Consider the following 21453-nt stretch of genomic DNA (forward strand, 5'->3'; position numbering starts at 1 on the left):
GCGCAACCCGTCCGGTAGTGGACAGAGTTGTCACCACAAGTGGAGGAGACGCCGTGGCCGCACCAGCAGCGCCGGCACGCGTTCGGAACGTGGTCTTCGTCGACGGCGTCCGGACGCCGTTCGGCAAGGCCGGCCCTAAGGGCATTTTCGCCGAGACGCGTGCCGACGACCTCATCGTGAAGGTCATCCGTGAGCTGCTGCGCAGGCACCCCGAGCTGCCCCCGGAGCGGGTCGACGAGGTCGCCATCGCCGCGACCACGCAGATCGGCGACCAGGGTCTCACGCTCGGCCGCACCGCCGCTCTGCTCGCGGGCCTGCCGAAGTCGGTTCCCGGTTACTCGATCGACCGCATGTGCGCGGGCGCGATGACCGCCGTGACCACGGCCGCGAGCGGCATCGCGTTCGGCGCCTACGACGTCGCCATCGCCGGCGGCGTCGAGCACATGGGCCGCCACCCGATGGGCGAGGGCGTCGACCCGAACCCGCGCTTCCTGTCGGACCGGATCGTCGACACCAGCGCGCTCGTGATGGGACAGACCGCGGAGAACCTGCACGACCGGTTCCCGCACATCACCAAGGACCGCACCGACGCCTACGCGGCGGCCTCGCAGGCCAAGTACGCGGACGCGCTGAAGAACGGCAAGATCGGCCCGGAGCTCGTGCCCGTCGCGACCCGCTCCGCGGAGAACGGCTGGGGCCTCGCGACGGCCGACGAGCCGCCGCGTCCGGGCACCACGGTCGAGGACCTGGGCAAGCTCAAGACGCCGTTCCGCCCGCACGGCCGGATCACCGCGGGCAACGCGGCCGGTCTTAACGACGGCGCGACCGGCTGCATCCTCGCCGAGGAGGAGACCGCGCGCGAGCTCGGCCTGCCCATCGGCATGCGGATGGTCGGCTACTCGTTCCTGGGTGTCGAGCCCGAGGTCATGGGCATCGGCCCGGTTCCCGCCACGGAGAAGGCTCTCGAGCGCGCCGGTCTGTCCATCGAGGACATCGGCCTGTTCGAGGTCAACGAGGCGTTCGCGATCCAGGTGCTCGCGTTCCTCGACCACTTCGGCATCGCCGACGACGACGCCCGCGTGAACCAGTGGGGCGGCGCCATCGCGACCGGCCACCCGCTGGCCTCCTCCGGCGTGCGCCTCATGACGCAGCTGTCGCGTCAGTTCGCCGAGCGTCCGGACGTCCGTTACGGCCTCACCACCATGTGCATCGGCATCGGCATGGGTGGAACGGTCATCTGGGAGAACCCGAACTGGAGTGGCAAGTGACCATCACCGCTGAGGAAGCAAAGGCGATCTTCCCCGACGAGGTCGTCACCGTTGCCAAGACTCGTCTGATCTCGGTACCGGGTCTGGACAAGCCGGTCGCGTTCATCACGATCGACAACGGCCTGGACCACACCCGTCCGTCGACGTTCGGCCCGCAGTCGCTCGTCTCGCTGGGCGCGGCGTTCGACGAGGCCTACGCGGCCTCCCCCGCCGCCATCGCGGTGACCGGCAAGCCGTTCATCTTCGCGGTGGGCGCGGACCTGACCGCCGTCGAGCAGGCCACGGACCGCTCGCAGGGCGTCACGATCGGCAAGCTCGGCCACGAGGTCTTCAAGAAGTTCACCGACTCGGACATCCCGACCTTCGCCTTCGTCAACGGCGCGGTCATGGGCGGCGGGCTCGAGCTCGCGCTGTCGTGCCACTACCGCACGCTGGCGTCGAACGCGGCCGCGATCGCGCTGCCCGAGGTCTTCCTGGGCCTGTTCCCGGGCTGGGGCGGCACGCAGCTGCTGCCGAACCTGATCGGCGCCAACGACGCCGTGACGGTGATCTTCGAGAACGCGTTGAACCAGAACAAGATGCTCAAGCCGAAGGACGCTCTCGGCCTCGGCATCGCGGACGTGCTGTTCGACTCCGCCGACTACCTGGAGCAGTCGCTGCTGTGGCTGTCCGGTGTCGTGCGCGGCGAGATCACGGTGCCCCGCAAGGAGATCGACCGCGGTGACGCGTGGGACGCGGCCGTCGCGCGCGCCAAGGGCATCGTGCACGGCAAGACCAAGGGCGCGGCGCCGGGTGCGCAGAAGGCTCTGGAACTGCTGGAGCTGGCGCGCGAGAACGACCTGGAGAAGGGCTACGCCGCCGAGACCGAGGGCCTCGCGGACCTCGTCATGAGCGACGAGCTGCGCGCGGGCCTGTACTCGTTCAACCTGGTGCAGAAGCGGGCGAAGCGGCCGGCCGGCGCGCCGGACAAGTCGCTGGCGCGCAAGGTCACCAAGGTCGGTGTCGTCGGCGCGGGCCTGATGGCCTCGCAGATGGCGCTGCTGTTCATCCGCCGCCTGCACGTGCCGGTCGTGCTGACCGACATCGACCAGGCGCGCGTGGACAAGGGTGTCGGCTACGTCCACAGCGAGATCGACAAGCTGGCGGGCAAGAAGCGGATCTCGCCGGACGAGGCGAACCGCCTGAAGGCGCTCGTGTCGGGTTCGCTCGACAAGTCCGCGTTCTCCGACGCCGACTTCGTGATCGAGGCCGTGTTCGAGGACCTCGCCGTGAAGCAGCAGGTGTTCGCCGAGGTCGAGGAGCACGTCTCGCCCGAGGCGATCCTGGCCACGAACACGTCGTCGCTGTCCATCACGGACATGGCGTCGAAGCTCAAGCACCCCGAGCGGGTCGTGGGCTTCCACTTCTTCAACCCGGTCGCGGTCATGCCGCTGCTGGAGATCGTGCGCGCCGAGCAGACCGACGACGCGACTTTGGCGACGGCGTTCTCGATCGGCAAGCAGCTCAAGAAGTCCTCGGTGCTCGTGAAGGACGCGCCCGCGTTCGTCGTGAACCGCCTGCTGACCCGCTTCATGGGCGAGGTCATCAAGTCGGTCGACGAGGGCACGTCGTTCGAGGTCGCCGACAAGGCCACCGAGCCGCTGGGCCTGCCGATGTCGCCGATGATCCTGCTCCAGCTGGTCGGTTCCGCCGTCGCGCTGCACGTGTCGGAGACGATGCACGGCGCGTTCCCGGACCGCTTCTCGGTGTCGGAGAACATGAAGAAGTTCGTCGCCGCCGGCAAGGGCGCGGTCTGGCAGTGGGACTCCACCGGCAAGCAGACCGTCGACCCCGAGGTCCAGGCGCTGTGGGAGTTCGGCTCCTCACCGCTGACGGGTGACGAGGTCAAGACGCGCGCGCTGGAGGCGTTGGCCGAGGAGATTCGGATCATGCTCGACGAGGGCGTGGTCGCGGAGGCGCAGGACATCGACCTGTGCATGCTCCTGGGCGCCGGGTGGCCGTTCTGGCTGGGCGGCATCACGCCGTACCTGGACCGCACCGGCATCTCGGAGAAGGTCACGGGCAAGCGTTTCCTGGCACCGGGCGTGGCCTCCGTGCCTGCTTAGTGTTCACAACGTTCAGGGGCGCCTTTCACCACTGGTGGAGGGCGCCTCTGCCGTTCGACCGGACCTCTAGACCTCCGGCACCATCACCGGCTCGTGCAGCTCGGCATTGCCGTCCTTGCAGATGAAGTAGGCGTCGATGTTCGTCGCGCGCAGCGTCACCTCGGAACCGGCCACCAGCTCGCGGTAGCGCGGCAGGTCGGGAAGACCGATGGCGACGGTGTCGAACGGGTGCGTCTGGCGCAGCATCAACGACTTGCGCAGCGCCTCGCCGAACGCCCAGCGGGGAGATTCGTCGTCTCCGGGTACTTCTACCAGCGCGCCTTCGAGGTGACGTTCGAGCGCGGCTCGCACGTGGTCCGCCGTACCCCACGCCGCGATGTCCGTGACAGTCATGTGTCACGTATCGGGATGAATCGCGGGATCATTAGCCGTTCGGATGTTTCGATCAGGTCATGTTCTCGCGTCCTGGTGTCCGGTCAGCGAACCCGGTATCGAATCCGTCCGTACGGTTTTTTGGGCTCCCGGCGCGAATCAGGACGTTCCTCCCTGGTGGAACGCGATCTCCGCGAACTCCCGCACCCGCGCGAGCGTGATGCCCTCGCGCTGCTCCACGGCGAGCGGATGCGCGGTGGGCTCGACCTCGATCAACGGCCGCACGCCGAGCTCCTGCGTGTGCAGGTTCGTCTTGAGGTTGAGCGTCGTGTGCTCGTAGCCGGGCAGAACCGTCGACAGCCAGCCGAAGTACGGCGGCTCGTCCACGCGGGCGGGGTCCTCGAAGACGTCGATCATGCGGGCGTAGTTCGCGGGCGACAGCGACACCCACACGCCCCACTCCAGGTCCTCCTCGGCGTCGCGCACAGGCAGCACGATGCGGCCGCGCACGAAGAAGTGCTCGTTCTCGATCACGCACTGCTCGCCGCCGAGGAAACTGCCCGGCTTGTCCGCGACCTCCGCCGACCAGTACACCGGCGCCGGCATCGAGTAGGCGAACGGAAGGCCGCCGTGCACCTCACCGCAGCACGAACAGGTGAACCCCGGAGACGTCATGCCGAAAGCCTAGAGACCGCTCACACCTGACGGATCGGCACGACCTCCACGAGCCGGCCGACGTCCTTGAAGTCCTTGACGTTCATGGTCAGCACCGGCAACCCCGCGACCGCCGCCGTGGCCGCGATCTGCAGGTCCATCCGGCGCGGCCGCGGACTGCGACCGGCCCGGCGCACCAGCGACGCCATCTGCCCGTAGACCTTGGCCTCCTCGACCCCGAACGGCAGCACCTCGAACGTCTGCAGCGCCGCGTAATACCGTTCCGTGCGCGCGAAACGTTCGACCGGGTCCTCGGTGTCGAGCCCGAACGCGAGCTCCGCGATCGTCACGGCACTCAGGTAGGGCTGGGCGTGCACGTACTCGCCCAGATTCGCCCGCTCGAGCCTGATCAGCACACAGGTGTCGAGCAGACAGCTCAGCTCTGCCACGGGTCTTCCAGCGGGTCGTCCGCGCCGAACACGTCGTCGGCGGCCCGGCGGTCGGCCTCCCACCGGTCCGCGTCGACCGGAGGCAGCGTGCCGAAGAGCACCTGGACGTCTCCGAGCGGCGGACGGGTCACGGCGTCCTCCCGGTACGGCGAGAGCTGGGCGACGGGCTTGTTGTTGCGGGTGACGACGAAACTCTCACCCGCCTCGACGCGCCGCATGATCTCCGCGTTGTCGTTGCGGAGCTCACGCTGGCCGATGGCTTTGAGCTGCTGCATGCCACCAATGTAGCTCAATCCTCAAAAAAGTGCTACAGAGGAGCTACGGGACGCGCGATAGTTTCCGCTCGGCAGTTCTGCGAGAGCGCTTCCACGACTAAGCTGTTCAGATATGAGAACTATTCGCGTCTTGGCTCCCCTGCTCCTGGCCGCGAGTCTCGTGGCGCCCGCACAGGCACAAGCGGAAGAGGCGGCCTGGACAGGCCCCCTCAGCACCCGAGGCCGGTGGATCGTCGACGCCCACGGCGACCGCTTCAAGCTCAAGTCCGGCAACTGGCACGGTGCGAGCGGCACCTACACCGGGTCCGGCGACATCAACGACCCCGCCAACCACCACTCCGGCGAGAAGGCCGACCAGGTCCCGCTCGGGCTCGACCGGGCGACCATGGCCACGATCATCGGTGGTTTCAAGGAGATCGGCGTCAACAGCATCAGGCTGCCGTTCTCCAACCAGATGATCAGGGACACCAACCCCGTCAACGGCCTGAAGGACGCGCAGCTCAACGGAAAGCGCCCGCTCGAGGTCTACGACGCCGTCGTGGCCGAGCTGACGCGCAACAACCTCGCGGTCATCCTCAACAACCACACCACGACCTCGCGGTGGTGCTGCGGCGTCGACGGCAACGAGCGCTGGAACACCAGCCAGAGCACCGACCAGTGGATCGGCGACTGGGCGTTCATGGCCGACCGCTACAAAGCGAACAAGCGCGTGGTCGGCGCGGACCTCTACAACGAGGTGCGCCGCAACGTCTGGGACGACCCGAACTGGGGCTGGGGCAACGACCACGACTGGCACAAGGCCTCGCAGCAGGCCGCGGACCGCCTCCAGCAGACCTCACCCGACCTGCTCGTCATCGTCGAGGGCATCAACTGGACCGGCATCCCCGTCGACGGTTTCGCGCACGGGCGGCCGACGCTGGAGCCCGCGCGGTTCCTCAGCCACACGCTCGCCAACCCCGCCAAGCTCGTCTACTCCGCGCACTTCTACGGCTACACGGGCCCGAACCACAGTGGGGCGACGGGAATCGGGGAGACGACCGACCCGCGTTACCAGGACCTCTCGCCGCAGGACCACATCAACGTCCTGCAGCGCCAGGCGTTCTTCATCACCGAGGCGCAGAAGCACTTCACCGCGCCGCTGTGGATCAGCGAGTTCGGCGTCGGCGGCCGCGGCGAGAACAACCCCAAGGCACGCGACTGGTTCGAGCGGTTCGTGAACCAGCTGGTCGCGAACGACACCGACTTCGCCTACTGGCCGCTGGTCGGCTTCCACACCAACCGGGGTGGCAACGGATGGGCGTTGCTGCACTGGGACGCCGCCGGGAACCGCATGGGCGTCAACGACGGCGACGACTGGCGGGCCGGCGCGTGGAACCGTCTCGTGAACGCGCCGAGCCGCACCGGGCAGATCCCCAACGAGACCCGGTGGAACCAGCTGCTCAAGGAATCCTGCCCGCAGAACGAGAAACTCGTCGGCATCAGCCACACCGGCAACCGCGGGCTGTGCGTCAGCGGTCCACAGTGGAGCAACACGAGCAGGGTCACCAACGAGCAGCACGTGACCAACGACTGGGCGTCGGGCTACACGAAGCTCCAGTGCCCGAACGGAAACGCCGCGGTCGGCTACGCGAACTTCACACTGGTCTGCGCTCCGGTCGCGCAAGGGTCGTCCACCCGCGTCCTCTGGTTCGACCGGGGTGACAACCGACCGGACCAGGGCGGCGACTGGGCCAACGGGCACTACAAGGGACAGTGCGCGCAGGACGAGCACATCGCGGGTGTCGCCTACAACTGGCGCAGGACGCCGGACGCGTTGCTCTGCCGGAAGTGACTCTGTTCAAATCTCATGGCGAAGTGCTCCAGGAAAGCGGCCGCGGGATCCTCGACGTCGAACGAGGTCTTGCGGCCGTTCTCCGTCCGCACGATCTTCTTGTCCGTCACGGTGATCCGCCCGGTGGGCAACGCGAGCGACGCCATCGGCCCGGCGCGGAAGTGCGCCTCCGGCGCGGTCTGGTGCCACCAGCAGGTCGGCACGAACTCGGCGAGCTCACGCGGGCGGCGATCCAGGCGGTAGCAGGGCTTGCCGTCCATCAGCACCTCCACGTCCTCGCCGACGTCGACGAGCCGGAAGACGCCGAACGGGTCGTGCTGGTCCTCGCGTGAGCGCCAGTCGAGCGGGCGCAGCGTGAACGAGCCGAACCCGACGTCGGCGAGCCAGGTACCGTCCACGAGCAGCGCCAGGTGGTCGAGCGGCGGGCCGAGCCGTTGTTCCTCACCGATGGTCCGCGCGGCGAGCAGGTCGACGTGATGTCCCAAGTGCCGCAACAACTCCGCGAACATCCCGTTGAGCTCGTAGCAGAACCCGCCGCGCCGCTGCACCACGATCTTGTCGTGCAGCCACGGGACCTCCAGCACGATCCGGATGTCCATGTGGGTGTGGAGGTTCTCGAACGGGACGCTCAGCAGATGCCGTTCGTGCAGCTCCACCAACGAAGACGTGCGCGAGGCGCCGATGCGCTGTAGGTAGTCGTCCACCGTGCCACGATAGCCACATGGGCGAGGTCAGGATCGGCACTTCGGGATGGGTCTACCCGCCCTGGCGCGGCGTGTTCTACCCCAAGGGCGTCACGCAGAAGCGCGAACTGGCCTACCTGAGCGAGCAACTCGGTTCGGTGGAGATCAACGGCTCGTTCTACTCGCTGCAACGCCCGTCGAGCTACCAGAGGTGGGCCGCGGAGACGCCGGACGACTTCGTGTTCTCCGTCAAGGGCAGCCGTTTCATCACCCATATGAAGCGTCTCAAGGACGGCAACGAACTCCTCGCGAACTACCTCGCGTCCGGCGTTCTCGCCCTGGGCCCGAAACTCGGCCCGATCCTCTGGCAACTCCCGCCCACGCTGAAGTTCGACGCGGACCTGCTCACCGGCTTCTTCGAGGGCCTCCCCCGCACCACGACCGAGGCCGCCGAGATCGCGAAACGCCACGACCACCGCGTCGACCCGGCGCACACCACCACGGACGCCGAACGGCCGATGCGCTACGCCCTCGAAGTGCGTCACGACAGCTACAACACGCCGGAGTTCGTCGATCTCCTGAAGCGCCACGACATCGCGCTGGTGGTCGCGGACGCGGCCGGCAAGTACCCGCTGATCGAGGAGGTGACGAGCGACTTCGTCTACGTCCGGCTGCACGGCCACGACGAGCTCTACGTGAGCGGCTACACCGACGAGGGCCTCGACGCGTGGGCGGAGAAAGTCAGGGTGTGGCGGAAGCGGGGCGACGTGTTCGTCTACTTCGACAACGACGCGAAGGCCTACGCCCCGCGCGACGCGAGAGCGCTCCAAGATCGTCTGGCCGATTGAGCCGAACGGACGCACACTCGTCTCCGACGGAGGTGCGCCCATGTCGACGAAGAGCCTCATCACCGCCCTGGTGATCACTGCGGGCGCGGTCGCCTCCAGTGGGATCGCTGTAGCGCAGAGTGACAAGACCTGCGACAAGGGCGAGTTCTGCGTCTGGTCGGGACCGGACTACACGGGGACCGTCCAGCGCCTCGACGTGGAATCGGCGAACCCCGGCGAGTGCATCACGCTCACGGTGACCGGCAAGTCCTTCGTGAACCGCCTGAGCAGGGACGCGACCGTCTACCAGCGCGAGAACTGCTCGACCGAGGCCGAGTTCACCACCTACCCGAAGCACGGCACCTACGTGCCGGACGCCTACTTCGTGATCAGGGGCCTGCAGGTGTGGGGTCCCTAACGACCGCGACCGACTTTAGTCACCCTATGTAACACCACTCGATCGTGTGAGTACTCACCAGTAGGTCCCCTTTCGTGCCTAAGTTGCCGCCCTATCGAGTGGTGGCAGCTGGAGGAAATGTGACCGTGGCGGGTGAAGCCGGGTTACTCGAACTGATGGCCGGGCGGCTGGCCAAAGACGATCTCACCCCACGTGCGGCAGAACTGGTGCTGGCGGCGTGCCGGGGCGACGCGGCGCTGGAGCGCACGCTCGCCGGCGCGCCCTCCCCGGACGAGGCCCCGCGAGAACGCTCGGACGGCCCCGGCCAGGGGATCTTCGTGTCGGAGATCCGGGTGCGCGGATTCCGCGGCATCGGCCCGCAGGCACGCCTGCCGCTGGCACCGGGTCCGGGACTGACCGTCGTCACCGGCCGCAACGGCTCGGGCAAGTCGAGTTTCGCCGAGGCCGCCGAACTGGCGCTGACCGGCTACAACGCGCGCTGGACCCGAGCACGGCACGACGTGTGGAAGCAGGGCTGGCGCAACCTGCACCAGAGCGACACCGCCGTCGAACTGGACCTCGTCCAGGCCTGCCAGGCGGACCGGACGACGATCCGAAGACAGTGGGCGTCGCAGGACGACCTGGCGCGGGGCGAGTGGACCCAGGACGACCAGCCGTTCGACGCCGCCAGGTGGCACGAGGCGCTGGAGACCTTCCGGCCGTTCCTGCCCTACAGCGAACTGGGGACCGTCCTCGACGCCCAGCCCGAGGACCTCTACGAGGCGATGCACCGCCTCCTGGGCCTGGAAGCGATCACCGAGGCGCAGCAGGCGCTCGCCGAGCACCGCAAACGCCTCGCCGAGATCGTCGCCCGCCCCCACGACCGGCGGGAACGCGTGCGAGCGGAGTTGCTGGCGTCGCAGGACGAACGGGCCCGCCGGGCCGCCGCGCTGCTCGGCAGCGACCACCCCGACCTCGACGCGATCGCGGACCTCGCGCTCGGCGCCGAGGTCGGCAGCGGCACGAACCTGCTGCACCAGATCGTGGACGTGGCGCTGCCGCCCGACGAGGAGGTCGACCGCGTCCGCGAGACGCTCGACCTCGCGCTCGGCGCCGTCACCGTGGTGGCGACGGCCAACGCGCAGGACTCGTTGCGGTGCAGCGAGATCCTGCGCCTCGCGATCCAGTTGCAGGAGTCGGCCAAGGACTCGCACCGGGACCAGACGTGCCCGGTGTGCGACCTCGGCCGGCTCGACGGGATGTGGCTCGGCAAGGCCAAGGAACGCGCCGAGCACCTCGCCAGGGCCGCCGCCGAACTGCACGAGGCCGCCGATCGCCTGGACCTGGCCGTCGCGGCCACGCGGGCGTTGTGCGTGCCGGTGCCCGAGGTGCTGACCGAGGCGCAGGGCGTGCTCGACACGACGACCGCGTTGCAGGCCTGGCAGGCGTGGGAGGACTGCGTCTCGATCGACGACCCAGTGCGTCTCCGACAGGATGTATTCGACCGGTATACAGGTCTCGTACAGGCTGTCGACCAGCTGAAATCGGTTGCCCGCGAGCAGATCGAGCGGCGCGACCTGGTGTGGCGGCCGATGGCCATCGCGTTGTTCGAGTGGCACTCCCAGGCGCAGCAAGCGATTGCGGACGCCGAGGTGCTGGCCGACGTGACGGAGGCGGAGAACTGGATCCGCAAGACCGCGGCCACGCTGCGGTCCGAGCGGATCGCGCCGTTCGCGAAGGAGTCGCAGCGGATCTGGCAACGGCTGCGCCAGCAGAGCAACGTCGACCTGGGCGCGGTGCGGCTCGGCGGCGCCCGCAACGTCGAGCTGGACGTGTCGGTCGACGGCGTCTCGAACTCGGCGCTCGCGGTGATGAGCCAGGGCGAGCTGCACTCGCTGGGGCTCGCGCTGTTCCTGCCGCGCGCGATGGTGGACGAGAGCCCGTTCCGGTTCGTGGTGATCGACGACCCGGTGCAGGCGATGGACCCGTCCAAGGTGGACGGGCTCGCGCAGGTGCTCGCCGACGTCGGGCTGACCCGCCAGGTCGTGGTGTTCACGCACGACGAACGGCTGGTGGAGGCGCTGCGGCGGTTGCGGCTCTCGGCGACGGTCTGGGAGGTCTGCCGCGGCGAGGAGTCCGTCGTGCAGGTGCGGCTGGCCGACGACCCGGTCGGCCGGTGCCTGGGCGACGCCCGCGCGATGCGGATCGACGAGGACCTGCCGGAAGCGTTGCGGGCGGAGCTCGTCGCGTCGTGCTGCCGGGCGGCCCTGGAAGCGGCGTCGCACGCGCGGTTCCGCCGGGAACGGCTCGGCCGCGGAGTACCGCACGCCGAGGTGGAGCGCGTGCTCGAATGCGCGCTGACGACCAGGCAGAAGCTCGCGCTGGCCGTCCTCGACGACCTGGCGGAGCCCTCGAAGTTGTTGCCACACCTGGAGGAGGTCGTCGGATCGTGGGCGGTGGACTTGTTGCTGGCATGCCGGGTCGGCGGCGAGAGCGGAGATTTGGACGTGCTGATCCGCGACACCGAGCTGCTCGCGGGATGGCTGCAGCGATGAGCCTCCCCTCCGACGTCCAGGACCGGCTGACCTGCGTGGCGAACCTGCTGGCGCGCCCCGATCAGCTCGACGGCGTGCGGATCCGCTGCTGTGCCGAGCTGTTGCGCACCGCGGTGGAACGGTCGGTGGCCCGCGCCTGCGGAGCCGACAACACCGACCAGCCCGTGCACGCGTTGCTGCTCAGCCTCCCGTCGCACGTGGACGCCGACGTCGCGCACGACGCCTCCCAGCTGTGGCACGCGTTGAGCCGCGCGATCCGGCACCACGGCTACGAGCTCACCCCGACCGTCGCGGAGCTGACCGGCTGGCACGCCGACACCGCCTTGGTCGCGGCGACTCTCAGGCCGACCCTGACCCTGTCCGGCAACATCGACCTCACCTGAGGGCATTGGTGAAACTGCTGCTGTTCGCGGACCTGCACCTGGACACGCGCTTCTCCAGCGCGGGCCCGGAGCGGCGTCAAGCGTTGCGTGACACGCTGGGCCACATCGTGGACCTCGCGCAGGAATCCGAAGTCGACGCGATGTTGTGCGCCGGCGACCTGTACGAGCACGATCGCTGCTCCCCTTCCACCGCCGAGTTCCTGCGGTCGTCGTTCGACTGCCCGGTGCCGGTGTTCCTGGCTCCGGGCAACGACGACTGGTACGGGCCGCAGTCGGTCTACCAGCAGGTGGACTGGACACCGAACGTGCACGTGTTCTCGTCGGGGTCGATGACACCCGTGGAACTCGCCGACGGCATCACGCTGTGGGGTGCCGCGAACGTCGGCCCCGGTCCGGCGCGGGACGTCCTGGACGGGTTCGCGGTGAACCGGGGTGGCGTGAACCTGGCCCTGTGTCACGGTTCCACGCCCGGCGACGTCGCGATCACCGGGCTGGACCACGCGTTCCTCGGGCACGTGCACACGCCGGAGCACGCGACGGACTACACGTTCCCGGGCAACCCGGATCCGTTGACGCCGGGCGAGACCGGTGAGCGCGGGGCCGTGCTGTGCACGGTGAACGAGGACGGTTCGGTGTCGCGCGAGGTGTTCGACGTGTCGGCGTCGCGGTCGCTCGGCTGGATGGACTCCGAGAAGACGTTCCCGTTGCTGGACTTCGACACCGTCGCCGCGGAACGGACCGTGCGCGGTCAGTTCGTTCGTGACGTGCTCGCTGATCCGTCTTTGGACATGGCGCTGCGTGGCCGCGTGTTGTCGGCCGGCCTGCGGGCGTTGGAGGAACGATGAGGATCGAGTCCGTCACGGCACACGCGTTCGGGCCGTTGCACGAGCGCACGTTGCCGTTGGCGCCCGGTCTGACCGTGGTGTCGGGTGCGAACGAGTCGGCGAAGTCGTCGTGGCACGCCGCCATCCGCGCGGCGCTGTGCGGTGACCCGTCGATGCGGCACCGCCCGTGGGAGGGCGAGTCCTGGCGGGTGGCGGCGACCGTGTCGCTGGAGTCGGGCGAGGTGGTCGCGGTGGACCGCGACCTGAACGCCGACCTGGCACCGGACGGCTCGCGCTGGGTCGGGCTCGACCGCCTGTCGTTCGCCGCCACCGCGTGCGTCGACCAGGCGCAACTGCTGACGGTGCTGGACGCGGCGAACGGCCTGCAGGACCACCTGCGCCGTGCGGCGGCCACCGCGGGCACGGACGGCACGGTGGAGCAGGCGCTGCAGCGGTTGACCGCTCCCAGGGAAGCGTTGCGAGACGCGCGAAACCGCTTGCGCGAGGCCGAAACCGACCTCGCTGTGGCCCAGCGTGAACACACCCGCTATCTCGGTCTGAGCGCGAAGGCACGTTCCGCCGCCGCCGCTCGTGCACGCCTGGCCGTGCAGGAGCACGAGGCGTCGATCGAGTCGATCTCGGCACGAGTGGCTCGGTTGAGCGAACTGCAGGAGCGTTTCGGCGACTCACCGCCGTCCGGGCTCGCCGCGCAGGAGGAACTGACGCACCTGGTGAACCGCGCGCTGGCCGCGTGGCGTGCCGCCCCGACCCCGCGCGTGCTGCCGGGCCCGTCCGCGGAGGCACTGGCGAACGAACTCGCCGCCCTGCCGGGCCTTCCCGTCGGCGAGACCGCGCTGGACGACGAACTCCGCGTCGTGGCCTCGGCGTACGCGACCGCGTCCGCCGTCGCCGCCGCGCACCACGAACGCCGGCCGTCACCGCGGACGAACGCCGAACCGTCCGCGCTGCGCGGGATCGCCACGCGCCTGGACCCGGCCGCCGGTGGCCGCCTGACCACGGCGTCGATCGACGTGGACACCGCCCGCCAGTACCAGGACGAGGCCGCCGCCAACGCCGCCCGCACCCAGGTCGAGGCGGACGTGGCGGCAGCGCGCGTGCAGGAGATCGCGGTGCCGAACCCGTTCCTGCGCAACGCTTTGCTGGCGTTGAGCTGCCTCACCTCGCTGGTGGGCGTGCTGCTCTTCCTGACGGGCCAGCAGATCGCCGCCATAGGAGTCCTCGTCGCCGCGCTGGTGGCCGGTGTCGGCGGCGCGATGTCCCGGGGCAACGCCGCCCAGCGCGAGGCCGCAATGACCTACGCCGCCGAACGCACCGCCACCGCCGCCGACGCACGGGCCGTGCTGTTCACCGCGGACCGCACCCTGGCCGAGGCCGAGGGCCAGCGCGCGGTGGCCGCCGAAGCGGCACGAATCCACGACGAGGCACTGGCCGAATGCGCGTCCCTGGGCGTGCCGGCGGACCGCGAGACGTTGTGGCGCCTGGCCAACCGTCCCGCGTGGGAGGCCGAACACGCCGACCTGGTCTCCGAGGTGGCCCGCACCGAGAAGGCCATCCGGGTGGAACTGGCGGCGCGCGGCAAGCTGGACGCCGCGATGACCGTCCCAGACCTGTTGGTGGACTACGAAACGGACTGCAAGGTCCGCGCCCGCCAGGCGTCGATGGCGGCCCAACGTCCTTTGCTGGCCCAAACCCTCGCCGACCGCCGCCTCGCCGAAGCCACCGTCGCCGAGGCGACCGCCGCCCACACGAGAGCCCTCGGCCTGCTGCGCGAAGCCGTCACCGCGATCGGCGGCACCGGCGACCGCCCGGAAGACCTGCTGCGCGCGATCGCCGAGTGGCAACGAGGCTGGGACCGGCTGCTCCGCGAAGCCGAGGACGAACGCAACGCGTGGGCGGAACTCCAGTCCCTGATCGCGTCCGGCACCCTGGACGACCTGGAAGCCACCCACTCGGCAGCACAAACCCACCACGCCACCCTGCTGGAAGCAGCAGCCCGCTACGCCGCCTGCGACGCCGTGGACCCGTCCCTGGCCCCCAGCGCGGACTCCCTGGCAGCCACCGTGACCGAACTGGCCAGAGCCCTGCCGAGCGTCCCGGACGCCGAGGAGGCCGTCGCCACGGCCACCGCGGTCCTGACAGAGGTGACAGCCGAGGTGGAAGCCATCGACCTGGCCTCCCGCTACCTCACCGCGGCCCGCGAGAAGGTGCACAGCACCATCGCCCCGGCCCTGGAGAACACCCTGCGCACCTGGCTCCCGTCCGTGACCGACGGCCGTTACGTGGACGCCGCCGTGGACCCGTCGACCCTGACCGTGCAGGTGTGCGCGGCCTCTGAGTCGTGGCACCAGGCCTCCCGCCTGTCACTCGGCACCGCGGAACAGATCTACCTGCTGCTGCGCGTGGCCCTCGCCCAGCATCTCGCCACCGAGGCCTGCCCCTTGCTGTTGGACGACGTCACCGTGCAGGCGGACGACGCCCGCACCCGTGCCGTGCTCGACCTGTTGCTGCAGCTGTCCGCGGATCGCCAGATCGTCCTGTTCGCGCAGGACGCGGCGGTGGCCGAGTGGGCGCAGGAACGGCTGGGTGAAAGGGACCTGCTGCACCAGCTCACGCCGGTGGCGGCCTGACCGGGAGAGCGGCCGCCGGTGCGGTGCCCAGGGCCACGTCCTGGGCACCGCACCTCTCGTTCCGGGTGCGTGCTGACGTGAACCTGTCCCGACGGCCACGCGGCTGACCAGCGGCCTTCCGGAAATGTCAGACCCCGTCGCTACCGTCGGCCCATGACCAACGCCGCCTTCCGCAAGCTCACCCCCACCACCGACGAGAAGCTCGCCGACCTGGGCCTGCGTCTCGCGATCCTGGACCGCGCGATCGCCGCCGGGATCGACGCGCGCGCCGCCTCGCCGCCGTTCGGGCCGACCAACGCGCCGGGCCTGCTCGACTGGATCCACCGGGTGGGCACGTTGCGTCAGCTGCTGGCGGCGGAGGGGTGGCAGCGCCTCGACCACTGGAACGCGGGACTGATCAAGCACCCGTCGCGGCCGGTGCTGCTCGGCACCTTGCAGGGCAATCGGGGCACGGGGTCGCCGGAGGCGCCGTTGCGCAGCGACTACGCGAAGGGGCCCGCCATCGCGGCGATGATGCGGGACAACGACCACGACCAGTTCGCGCTGTTCGAGAACGTGCGCACCGAGGGGCTCAAGTTGTGGTTCCTGGTGACGTACCCGCTGCAGCTCGAGGATCGGCTCGTGGTGTTGCGCGAGGTGTCGCAGCCCGAGCCGACGCCGCAGAACCAGATCATCGAGCGGTGGGCGCATCGGATTCCGTTGCCGCCGATGGAGTTCCCGCAGCTCAAGACTCCCAACGTGGACGGGCCGGAGGAGGTGGACTTCCCGATCGCGCTCCGTCGTTAGCGCGACGGCCGGCCGGCGTACCCCGGCACAGGGCCCGGTCACGCGGGCCGAACAGGCACGACACCCCGGTCCGATCGGCGCACCAGGACCCGCCTGGCAGTCCGTTGCGCCGCCAGCGACAATGACCGGATCATGCTCACGCCCTCGCGACTCACGCTCGCCCGCACCCGGCGCGGACTCACCGCCGCCGAGCTGGCGCGGAAGTCGGGTGTGCAGGCGCGAGCCATCGGCGAGTACGAGCGTGGGCAGCGCAGGCCCAAGCCCGCCGCGGTCGAGTCGCTCGCGGGAGCGCTCGGTTTCCCGGCCGAGTTCCTGTCCGCGCCGGCGCCGCCTCGGCCGCAGAACGCACCCCGTGACGCTCAGGTGACGGCGGCGGCGCAGCTCGCGATCGAGTTCAACGGGTGGATCGACCGGCTGTTCGTGTTGCCGCAGCCGAGTCTGCCTCCGCCGCGCACCTCGCCGCAGGGCGTGCGTGACGCGTGGCGGCTTGCCTCCGGGCCCGCGCCGAACATGGTGCAGCTGCTCGAATCCCACGGCGTGCGGGTGTTCTCGTTGCCCGTCGACTGCGCCGAGCAAGAGGCCTTTTCCTGCTGGCACGACGGAACGCCGTTCGTGTTCCTCACGCCGACGGCGACGCCGGAGCAGGCGCGGTTCGACGCCGCCGTTCAGCTCGCCGTGCTGCTCGGGCACGACGAGCAGCACGAGTTCGCCGCGGAGTTCCTGATGCCCCAGCGGCTGCTGCCCGGTACCGACCACCGGCACTGGCACGTCGGCAGGGACCAGTTCACGAAGTGGGCGAACGTGCGCAGCCTCGTGCCGGGCGGCATGATGCGACGCGAGACGTCGAAGCTGCTCACGAAGGTGTTCAAGGTCCTGCGCGAGAACGGCACGACACCGTCGCACGTGGCCAAAGAGCTCAACCTGGGCCTGGAAGAGCTGAACGGGCTGGTGTTCGGGCTCGTGCTGACGGCGCTACCAGGTGGCGGAGAACCAGGACCGAGAGGACGTGCGCGCCTTACCCTGGTCAACTGATCAAGACCTGGGGGAAGTCGTGTTGATGTTCTTGCGGTACCTGCTGGCCGCGCCGTTGCTGCTGGCCGCCGTGATCGGGGTGCCTACCGGGTACCACGTGCTCTCGTCCTACCTGTACCGCCGCGAGCTGCGCGACGGGACGTTCGACTTCGCCGGGAAGTTCCACGACTCCTTCACCGAGACGGCCGTCCTGTGGCCGACGACCCTGGCGGTCGTGCTGCTCGTGGTGTTCTGGTGGATGACGACGGCGTGGCCGAAGATCGCGCTGGTGCCGTCGGTGCCGGCAACGTTCGGTGGTCTGATCTTCGGGCTGCTCGACGGCTGGGAGCACGCGGTGTCGGGAGTCGCGGCGCCGCTGGTCGCGTTCGGGCTCGCGTGGCTCGCGGCGCGGGTCGTGGCGTGGCCGGTCACCGGTGACGTACGGCGGGCCGCTGTCGAGGTCTCCGTCGGGTTGCGTGGTGGCGGGCGGTTGCGGGTCCAGTCGCGACGGTTGCTGCTCGACGAGCTGCCGCCTCCAGTGCACCCGATGAGCCCCATCGGCCGGGTCGCCCTGCGGTTCGACCGGATCAGCAGCGTCGAGGTCGGCGTCGTGCACTCGCCGGCGCCGTGGCGGCTCGCGAACACCAGCGAGCTCACGGTCATGCCGGGTCCGGCGCTGAGGATCATCGGCGGCGGGCAGGAGTGGCTGCTGCCGATCGACGACGCGGCCGACGTGGGCAGGCTCGTCTCGGAACGGGCGAAGGTGCGGGCTACGCCTGATCCCCGACCGCCTCTGGAGAGCGACAGGTGGTCCCACGCCCAGTCGCTGTGGAACCTGGCCGGTCAGGAACCGCCGATCCGCAACACCCGCACGGTCAACCACGGGAACCGCTGGGCCGCGCTGATCATCTCCGCGCTCACGACACCGATGGCGCTCTCTCGGTCTACCGCATCTTCACCGACGGGTGGAGCTACCTCGTCGGCGTCCTCGTGTTCGGGTCTATCGCGTGGATCGCGACGCACCTGTGGTTCCGCCAGGGCACCGTGTACAAGCTCGCCGAGGAGAACCCGGTCTCACCATTGGCCGAGGATCCCGACCTTCACCGGATTCCGGTCACGGGCTGGAGTCCTCAGGTCGTCGTGCTAGGCCAAACGAGCGATTTGTGAAACGGATCGCCCGGCGTACCCGACACTGAGAGTGACGGGTCGCCGAGTCGTGAGGATGCCCCATGACGATGCAGCAACGCACAGAACCCTCGCCTGCCGCCGTTTTGATCGCTGTCGCCGTGCTCGCGCTGGTTCTGACCGTTGCTTTCGGCCCTCTGGGCTTCGTCATCGGGCTCGCGCTGTTCGGATTGATGTTCATCGGCACCAAGAACAAGACGGCTGAGCAGATGGTCCCGACGCGCACCCGTTCGCGTCTTCGCCGGCTGTCGACGGCCGGTCGGATCTCGATCGTCGGCGAAGCGCACCACCAGGACGCCATCGCCGAGGTGGCCAGGCTCTCGACGTCCGGCGCCGGGGACGACACCTCGGTCCCGGCGACGGCGGTGCTCGTGCCGGAGTCCGCCGGCCGCCACGACCGGGCAGCGGTGCGGGTCGACCTGGTGCGCGGCGACGGCACCGCGGTCACCGCCGGCTACCTGCGCAGCGAGCAGGCCGCCGAGTACCAGCCACTGCTGCTCGACCTCGCCGAGCGCGGCGAAGTCGGCTCGTGCCCCGCCCGCATCGTCGGCAGCAGCTCGTACTACGGCGTGCACCTGCATCTCGGCATCCCGCGACTGCTGCTGCTCGACCACGAGGCACTGGGCACGGCACCGACGCTGCCCGCGGAGCACCAGGTCGCCGTCGTCGGCGAGGAGGCCCATCAGCACGTGCTGCACCGCGTGGTCAACGGCCGCACACCCGTGCACGTCATCGCCGAACTCCGTGACAGCCGCATAGTTAAGGGGTCTCACACCGGTGAGCACACGCTCGAGGTTCTCCTCGAGGGCGAGTGCATCGGCCAGCTCACCTATGCGATGGGTCTTCGCTACTGCGACATGGCGCAGGAGTGGCGCGCCCGCACGGGGCGCGCGCTCTGCGAAGCCGTCATCACGAACGAGGGCACGCGCGGTCTTCAGGCGAACTTGCTGCTGCCCAGGTAGTCGGCGAACGTCCGCGGCCCACGGCCGAGAACCCGCTGCACGCCGTCGGCGATGTGCGCCTCTTTCCCCTCACGGATGAGCACGATCAGCATGGTGATGAGGTCCGCGATCTCGTCCGAGTAGCCGTGGCCTCGCAACACCGCCGTGAACTCCTCCGCCGGGATGTCCACGAACCGCACGGGCTTGCCGGTCACCTCGCTGATCCGCGCCAGCATCTCGGGGAACGACAACGCCTCAGGTCCGCTGAGGTCGTAGGTCTGACCGTGGTGACCGGGCTGGGTCAGCCCGGCGACCGCGACCTCGGCGATGTCCACCACGTCGATGAACGGGTGGACGCCCTGCCCGGCGGGAACGGCCAGCTCACCCTGCTCCACGGACGCCGCGAAGATGTCCTCGTCGAAGTTCTGCATGAACCAGGTGGGCCGCAGGACGGTCCACTCCGCACCCGACTCCTTGACCGCTGCCTCGAACGGGTCGTCGCCCGGGGCACCACGCATCGACAGGAGCACGAGCCGGGTGACACCGGCCTTCACCGCGACGCGCACGAAGTCGTTCAGCTGCACGGGGTTCTCCGGCGGCACGACGTAGACAGCGGTCGTGCCAGCGACGGCGGGCTCCCAGGTGTCCTGGTCGGACCAGTCGAACCTCGTGGGCGCGGACCGCGACGCCGGACGGGCGGCGGGACCGAGGAGGCCGGTCACGCGACGGCCTGTCTTGCCGGTGGCGCCGAGCACGAGGATGGAGTCGGGGTTGATGACGCTCGATGTTGACATGGCTAGAGCTAATCAACGTTGACGCGGACGAACCATGTCCCAACAGCCGCCGTTCTTGCTCGTTCGTCCACGTGGTAATCAGTGGGCATGAGTCAGCGTGATCTCGTGGACCTGAGGGACGCCTTGCGCGCGTTCGCCGCTGCCCGCGACTGGGACAGCTACCACACGCCCAAGAACCTGGTGATGGCCTTGTCCGCGGAGGTCGGCGAGCTCACCGACCTCTTCCAGTGGCTGACGCCCGAAGAGGCGCAGGACGCGATGAAGGACCCCGACCTCGCGTGGAACGTGCGAGACGAGCTCGCGGACGTGATGCACTACCTCACCAGGCTGGCGGACAAGCTCGGCGTCGATCTCGTCGAGGCCGCGTTCACCAAGATCGATCGCAACGAACGGCGGTTCCCGACCGGGAGCCTGACACCGGTTCCAGTGGAGAAGGGCGAGCTGTGAGTCTTCAGAACGCGCGGGCGCTGCACGTGCACCAGAAGGTCACGTTCATGGTCAACCGCTACGAGGTGTTCGTCGACGACAACGGCCGGCCGGGCGCGCTGGTCGGTTTCGCCGAGCAGAAGAGGCTCAAGATAAAGGAGCGGGTCACGATCTACACCGACCCGTCGAAGAGCCAGGTGCTGTTCGAGTTCAACGCGCGCAAGGTGCTCGACCTGGGCGGCGGTTACGACGTCACGGACGGCCAGGGCAGGTCGATCGGGTTGTTCCGCAAGGACTTCACGAAGTCTCTGTTGCGGTCCACCTGGCACCTGGAGCAGCCGGGTCTCGGTCAGGCGACGGGGGCGGAGCGGAACAGGTTCCTCGCGGGCTTTCGCCGGCTGTGGCAGTGGATCCCGATCATCGGAGATGCGCCGTTCCCCATGCGGTATCACTTTGACTTCGTCACGGAGAACGGCACGCCCGTGTTCAGCGTCGACAAGAAGACCTGGCTTCGGGACCACTACCTGGTCCAGATCCAGGATCCTGGCGTCGACCGCCGGCTCGTGATCGCTCAGGCCGTGGCGCTCGACGCGCTGCAGTCCCGCTAGGACTCAGAGGTAAGTCAGCAGGAGGAGGATCAGGCACACCAGCAGCACGACGCCGAGCACTGCGGGCAGGATCGACTGCGAGGACGGCGCGGGCTCGCGGGCGTGCCTGCCCCGCCTCCTGCGCGCTCGCCACCGCAAAGGTGCCTCCCCTACCCACTGCTCGTTCATGACGATCACGGTAGGGAGGAACAACCCGAGCTTGACTCACGTCACCCGCTCGCCGGGGTCTCATCACCCGGTCAGCCGCTCAATGAACACGGGGCCACATGCACGACGACATGAAAAAGCCCTGCGGGGAGCGCTTGTGGCGCTCAACCCGCAGGGCAAATTATGTTCGGCGGCGACCTACTCTCCCACACCGTAACCAGTGCAGTACCATCGGCGCAGAAGGGCTTAACTACCGGGTTCGGAATGGGACCGGGTGTTTCCCC

The 21453-nt window shown here is 69.2% G+C and carries 22 protein-coding genes and 1 rRNA gene; 15 read left to right on the forward strand and 8 right to left on the reverse strand.

Translation table 11 applies throughout. The annotated features are described in order from the left end of the window. The first annotated feature begins 53 nt into the window (after positions 1 to 53). Complete coding sequence (locus PV646_RS34435) at positions 54 to 1268, forward strand: thiolase family protein (protein ID WP_500346482.1); 1215 nt, start codon at positions 54 to 56, stop codon at positions 1266 to 1268. Next, entirely contained in the window at positions 1265 to 3373 is a 2109-nt protein-coding gene (locus PV646_RS34440) for a 3-hydroxyacyl-CoA dehydrogenase NAD-binding domain-containing protein (protein ID WP_500346483.1), read from the forward strand. The genes PV646_RS34435 and PV646_RS34440 overlap by 4 nt, the downstream gene beginning before the upstream one ends. A gap of 66 nt (positions 3374 to 3439) precedes the next feature. Here PV646_RS34440 and PV646_RS34445 read toward each other — a convergent pair whose 3' ends face one another. From PV646_RS34445 to PV646_RS34460, 4 genes are all read right to left on the reverse strand, one after another. Then, positions 3440 to 3766, reverse strand: a complete 327-nt coding sequence (locus tag PV646_RS34445) for a hypothetical protein (protein ID WP_500346484.1) — start codon at positions 3764 to 3766, stop codon at positions 3440 to 3442. 138 nt (positions 3767 to 3904) lie between these two features. Continuing rightward, on the reverse strand, positions 3905 to 4420 hold the full coding sequence (locus PV646_RS34450) for a DUF2199 domain-containing protein (RefSeq protein ID WP_500346485.1): 516 nt from the start codon (positions 4418 to 4420) through the stop codon (positions 3905 to 3907). Positions 4421 to 4440: 20 nt separating this feature from the next. Then, positions 4441 to 4848, reverse strand: coding sequence for a type II toxin-antitoxin system VapC family toxin (locus tag PV646_RS34455; RefSeq protein WP_500346486.1), 408 nt, complete (start codon positions 4846 to 4848; stop codon positions 4441 to 4443). Continuing rightward, the gene (locus PV646_RS34460) at positions 4836 to 5123 is read right to left on the reverse strand and encodes a type II toxin-antitoxin system Phd/YefM family antitoxin (protein ID WP_500346487.1); all 288 of its coding nucleotides are present in this window, start codon (positions 5121 to 5123) and stop codon (positions 4836 to 4838) included. Before PV646_RS34460 ends, PV646_RS34455 begins: the two co-directional genes overlap by 13 nt. Positions 5124 to 5235: 112 nt before the next feature. On the opposite strand from PV646_RS34460, the gene PV646_RS34465 reads away from it, so the two are divergent. After that, positions 5236 to 6954: a glycoside hydrolase family 5 protein gene (locus tag PV646_RS34465; protein WP_500346488.1), complete on the forward strand. Its 1719-nt coding sequence runs from the start codon at positions 5236 to 5238 to the stop codon at positions 6952 to 6954. Here PV646_RS34465 and PV646_RS34470 read toward each other — a convergent pair. Next, complete coding sequence (locus PV646_RS34470) at positions 6909 to 7658, reverse strand: arylamine N-acetyltransferase family protein (protein WP_500346489.1); 750 nt, start codon at positions 7656 to 7658, stop codon at positions 6909 to 6911. The genes PV646_RS34465 and PV646_RS34470 overlap by 46 nt on opposite strands. Before the next feature lie 17 nt (positions 7659 to 7675). Between PV646_RS34470 and PV646_RS34475 the strand changes: the two genes are divergently transcribed. The 10 genes from PV646_RS34475 to PV646_RS34520 all read left to right on the forward strand — a co-directional run bounded on the left by PV646_RS34475 (position 7676) and on the right by PV646_RS34520 (position 19215). Next, positions 7676 to 8485, forward strand: coding sequence for a DUF72 domain-containing protein (locus tag PV646_RS34475; protein ID WP_500346490.1), 810 nt, complete (start codon positions 7676 to 7678; stop codon positions 8483 to 8485). A gap of 40 nt (positions 8486 to 8525) precedes the next feature. Beyond that, on the forward strand, positions 8526 to 8882 hold the full coding sequence (locus PV646_RS34480; protein ID WP_500346491.1) for a peptidase inhibitor family I36 protein: 357 nt from the start codon (positions 8526 to 8528) through the stop codon (positions 8880 to 8882). A gap of 125 nt (positions 8883 to 9007) precedes the next feature. Further along, on the forward strand, positions 9008 to 11416 hold the full coding sequence (locus tag PV646_RS34485) for an AAA family ATPase (protein WP_500346492.1): 2409 nt from the start codon (positions 9008 to 9010) through the stop codon (positions 11414 to 11416). Further along, a complete protein-coding gene (locus PV646_RS34490; RefSeq protein ID WP_500346493.1) occupies positions 11413 to 11799 on the forward strand; it encodes a hypothetical protein in 387 nt (128 codons plus the stop codon). Before PV646_RS34485 ends, PV646_RS34490 begins: the two co-directional genes overlap by 4 nt. 8 nt (positions 11800 to 11807) lie before the next feature. Continuing rightward, positions 11808 to 12644: a metallophosphoesterase family protein gene (locus PV646_RS34495; RefSeq protein ID WP_500346494.1), complete on the forward strand. Its 837-nt coding sequence runs from the start codon at positions 11808 to 11810 to the stop codon at positions 12642 to 12644. Then, complete coding sequence (locus PV646_RS34500) at positions 12641 to 15271, forward strand: ATP-binding protein (RefSeq protein WP_500346495.1); 2631 nt, start codon at positions 12641 to 12643, stop codon at positions 15269 to 15271. The genes PV646_RS34495 and PV646_RS34500 overlap by 4 nt, the downstream gene beginning before the upstream one ends. 153 nt (positions 15272 to 15424) lie before the next feature. Continuing rightward, positions 15425 to 16057 carry a hypothetical protein gene (locus PV646_RS34505; RefSeq protein ID WP_500346496.1) on the forward strand — a complete coding sequence of 211 codons (633 nt, stop codon included), beginning with the start codon at positions 15425 to 15427 and terminating at the stop codon, positions 16055 to 16057. 132 nt (positions 16058 to 16189) lie between these two features. After that, positions 16190 to 17089: a helix-turn-helix domain-containing protein gene (locus PV646_RS34510; protein ID WP_500346497.1), complete on the forward strand. Its 900-nt coding sequence runs from the start codon at positions 16190 to 16192 to the stop codon at positions 17087 to 17089. 19 nt (positions 17090 to 17108) lie between these two features. After that, the gene (locus tag PV646_RS34515; protein WP_500346498.1) at positions 17109 to 18215 is read left to right on the forward strand and encodes a hypothetical protein; all 1107 of its coding nucleotides are present in this window, start codon (positions 17109 to 17111) and stop codon (positions 18213 to 18215) included. Positions 18216 to 18297: 82 nt separating this feature from the next. Further along, positions 18298 to 19215 (forward strand): hypothetical protein, encoded by a 918-nt coding sequence (locus tag PV646_RS34520; RefSeq protein ID WP_500346499.1) that lies wholly within the window; start codon positions 18298 to 18300, stop codon positions 19213 to 19215. Here PV646_RS34520 and PV646_RS34525 read toward each other — a convergent pair. After that, positions 19188 to 19988 (reverse strand): NmrA family NAD(P)-binding protein, encoded by an 801-nt coding sequence (locus PV646_RS34525; RefSeq protein ID WP_500346500.1) that lies wholly within the window; start codon positions 19986 to 19988, stop codon positions 19188 to 19190. The genes PV646_RS34520 and PV646_RS34525 overlap by 28 nt on opposite strands. An 87-nt stretch (positions 19989 to 20075) precedes the next feature. On the opposite strand from PV646_RS34525, the gene PV646_RS34530 reads away from it, so the two are divergent. Continuing rightward, a complete protein-coding gene (locus PV646_RS34530) occupies positions 20076 to 20435 on the forward strand; it encodes a nucleotide pyrophosphohydrolase (protein ID WP_500346501.1) in 360 nt (119 codons plus the stop codon). Continuing rightward, on the forward strand, positions 20432 to 21022 hold the full coding sequence (locus tag PV646_RS34535; protein WP_500346502.1) for an LURP-one-related family protein: 591 nt from the start codon (positions 20432 to 20434) through the stop codon (positions 21020 to 21022). The genes PV646_RS34530 and PV646_RS34535 overlap by 4 nt, the downstream gene beginning before the upstream one ends. A 3-nt stretch (positions 21023 to 21025) precedes the next feature. On the opposite strand, the gene PV646_RS34540 is transcribed toward PV646_RS34535, so the two are convergent. Both PV646_RS34540 and rrf read right to left on the reverse strand, forming a co-directional pair. Beyond that, positions 21026 to 21190, reverse strand: coding sequence for a hypothetical protein (locus tag PV646_RS34540; RefSeq protein WP_157513017.1), 165 nt, complete (start codon positions 21188 to 21190; stop codon positions 21026 to 21028). A 164-nt stretch (positions 21191 to 21354) separates the two neighbouring features. Next, positions 21355 to 21453: ribosomal RNA gene (rrf, locus tag PV646_RS34545) — 5S ribosomal RNA — on the reverse strand; the annotation flags it as partial.

The sequence above is a fragment of the Streptomyces sp. ID05-26A genome (assembly GCF_033794685.1).
Taxonomy (GTDB): domain Bacteria; phylum Actinomycetota; class Actinomycetes; order Mycobacteriales; family Pseudonocardiaceae; genus Lentzea.

Bases quoted from the DNA above. Each gene is read 5' to 3' on its own strand.
- PV646_RS34540 (WP_157513017.1), bottom strand. From the start codon at position 21,190: ATGAACGAGCAGTGGGTAGGGGAGGCACCTTTGCGGTGGCGAGCGCGC.
- PV646_RS34465 (WP_500346488.1), top strand. From the start codon at position 5,236: ATGAGAACTATTCGCGTCTTGGCTCCCCTGCTCCTGGCCGCGAGTCTC.
- PV646_RS34445 (WP_500346484.1), bottom strand. From the start codon at position 3,766: ATGACTGTCACGGACATCGCGGCGTGGGGTACGGCGGACCACGTGCGA.
- PV646_RS34450 (WP_500346485.1), bottom strand. From the start codon at position 4,420: ATGACGTCTCCGGGGTTCACCTGTTCGTGCTGCGGTGAGGTGCACGGC.
- PV646_RS34500 (WP_500346495.1), top strand. From the start codon at position 12,641: ATGAGGATCGAGTCCGTCACGGCACACGCGTTCGGGCCGTTGCACGAG.
- PV646_RS34480 (WP_500346491.1), top strand. From the start codon at position 8,526: ATGTCGACGAAGAGCCTCATCACCGCCCTGGTGATCACTGCGGGCGCG.
- PV646_RS34525 (WP_500346500.1), bottom strand. From the start codon at position 19,988: ATGTCAACATCGAGCGTCATCAACCCCGACTCCATCCTCGTGCTCGGC.
- PV646_RS34530 (WP_500346501.1), top strand. From the start codon at position 20,076: ATGAGTCAGCGTGATCTCGTGGACCTGAGGGACGCCTTGCGCGCGTTC.
- PV646_RS34520 (WP_500346499.1), top strand. From the start codon at position 18,298: ATGACGATGCAGCAACGCACAGAACCCTCGCCTGCCGCCGTTTTGATC.
- PV646_RS34490 (WP_500346493.1), top strand. From the start codon at position 11,413: ATGAGCCTCCCCTCCGACGTCCAGGACCGGCTGACCTGCGTGGCGAAC.
- PV646_RS34505 (WP_500346496.1), top strand. From the start codon at position 15,425: ATGACCAACGCCGCCTTCCGCAAGCTCACCCCCACCACCGACGAGAAG.
- PV646_RS34460 (WP_500346487.1), bottom strand. From the start codon at position 5,123: ATGCAGCAGCTCAAAGCCATCGGCCAGCGTGAGCTCCGCAACGACAAC.
- PV646_RS34475 (WP_500346490.1), top strand. From the start codon at position 7,676: ATGGGCGAGGTCAGGATCGGCACTTCGGGATGGGTCTACCCGCCCTGG.
- PV646_RS34510 (WP_500346497.1), top strand. From the start codon at position 16,190: ATGCTCACGCCCTCGCGACTCACGCTCGCCCGCACCCGGCGCGGACTC.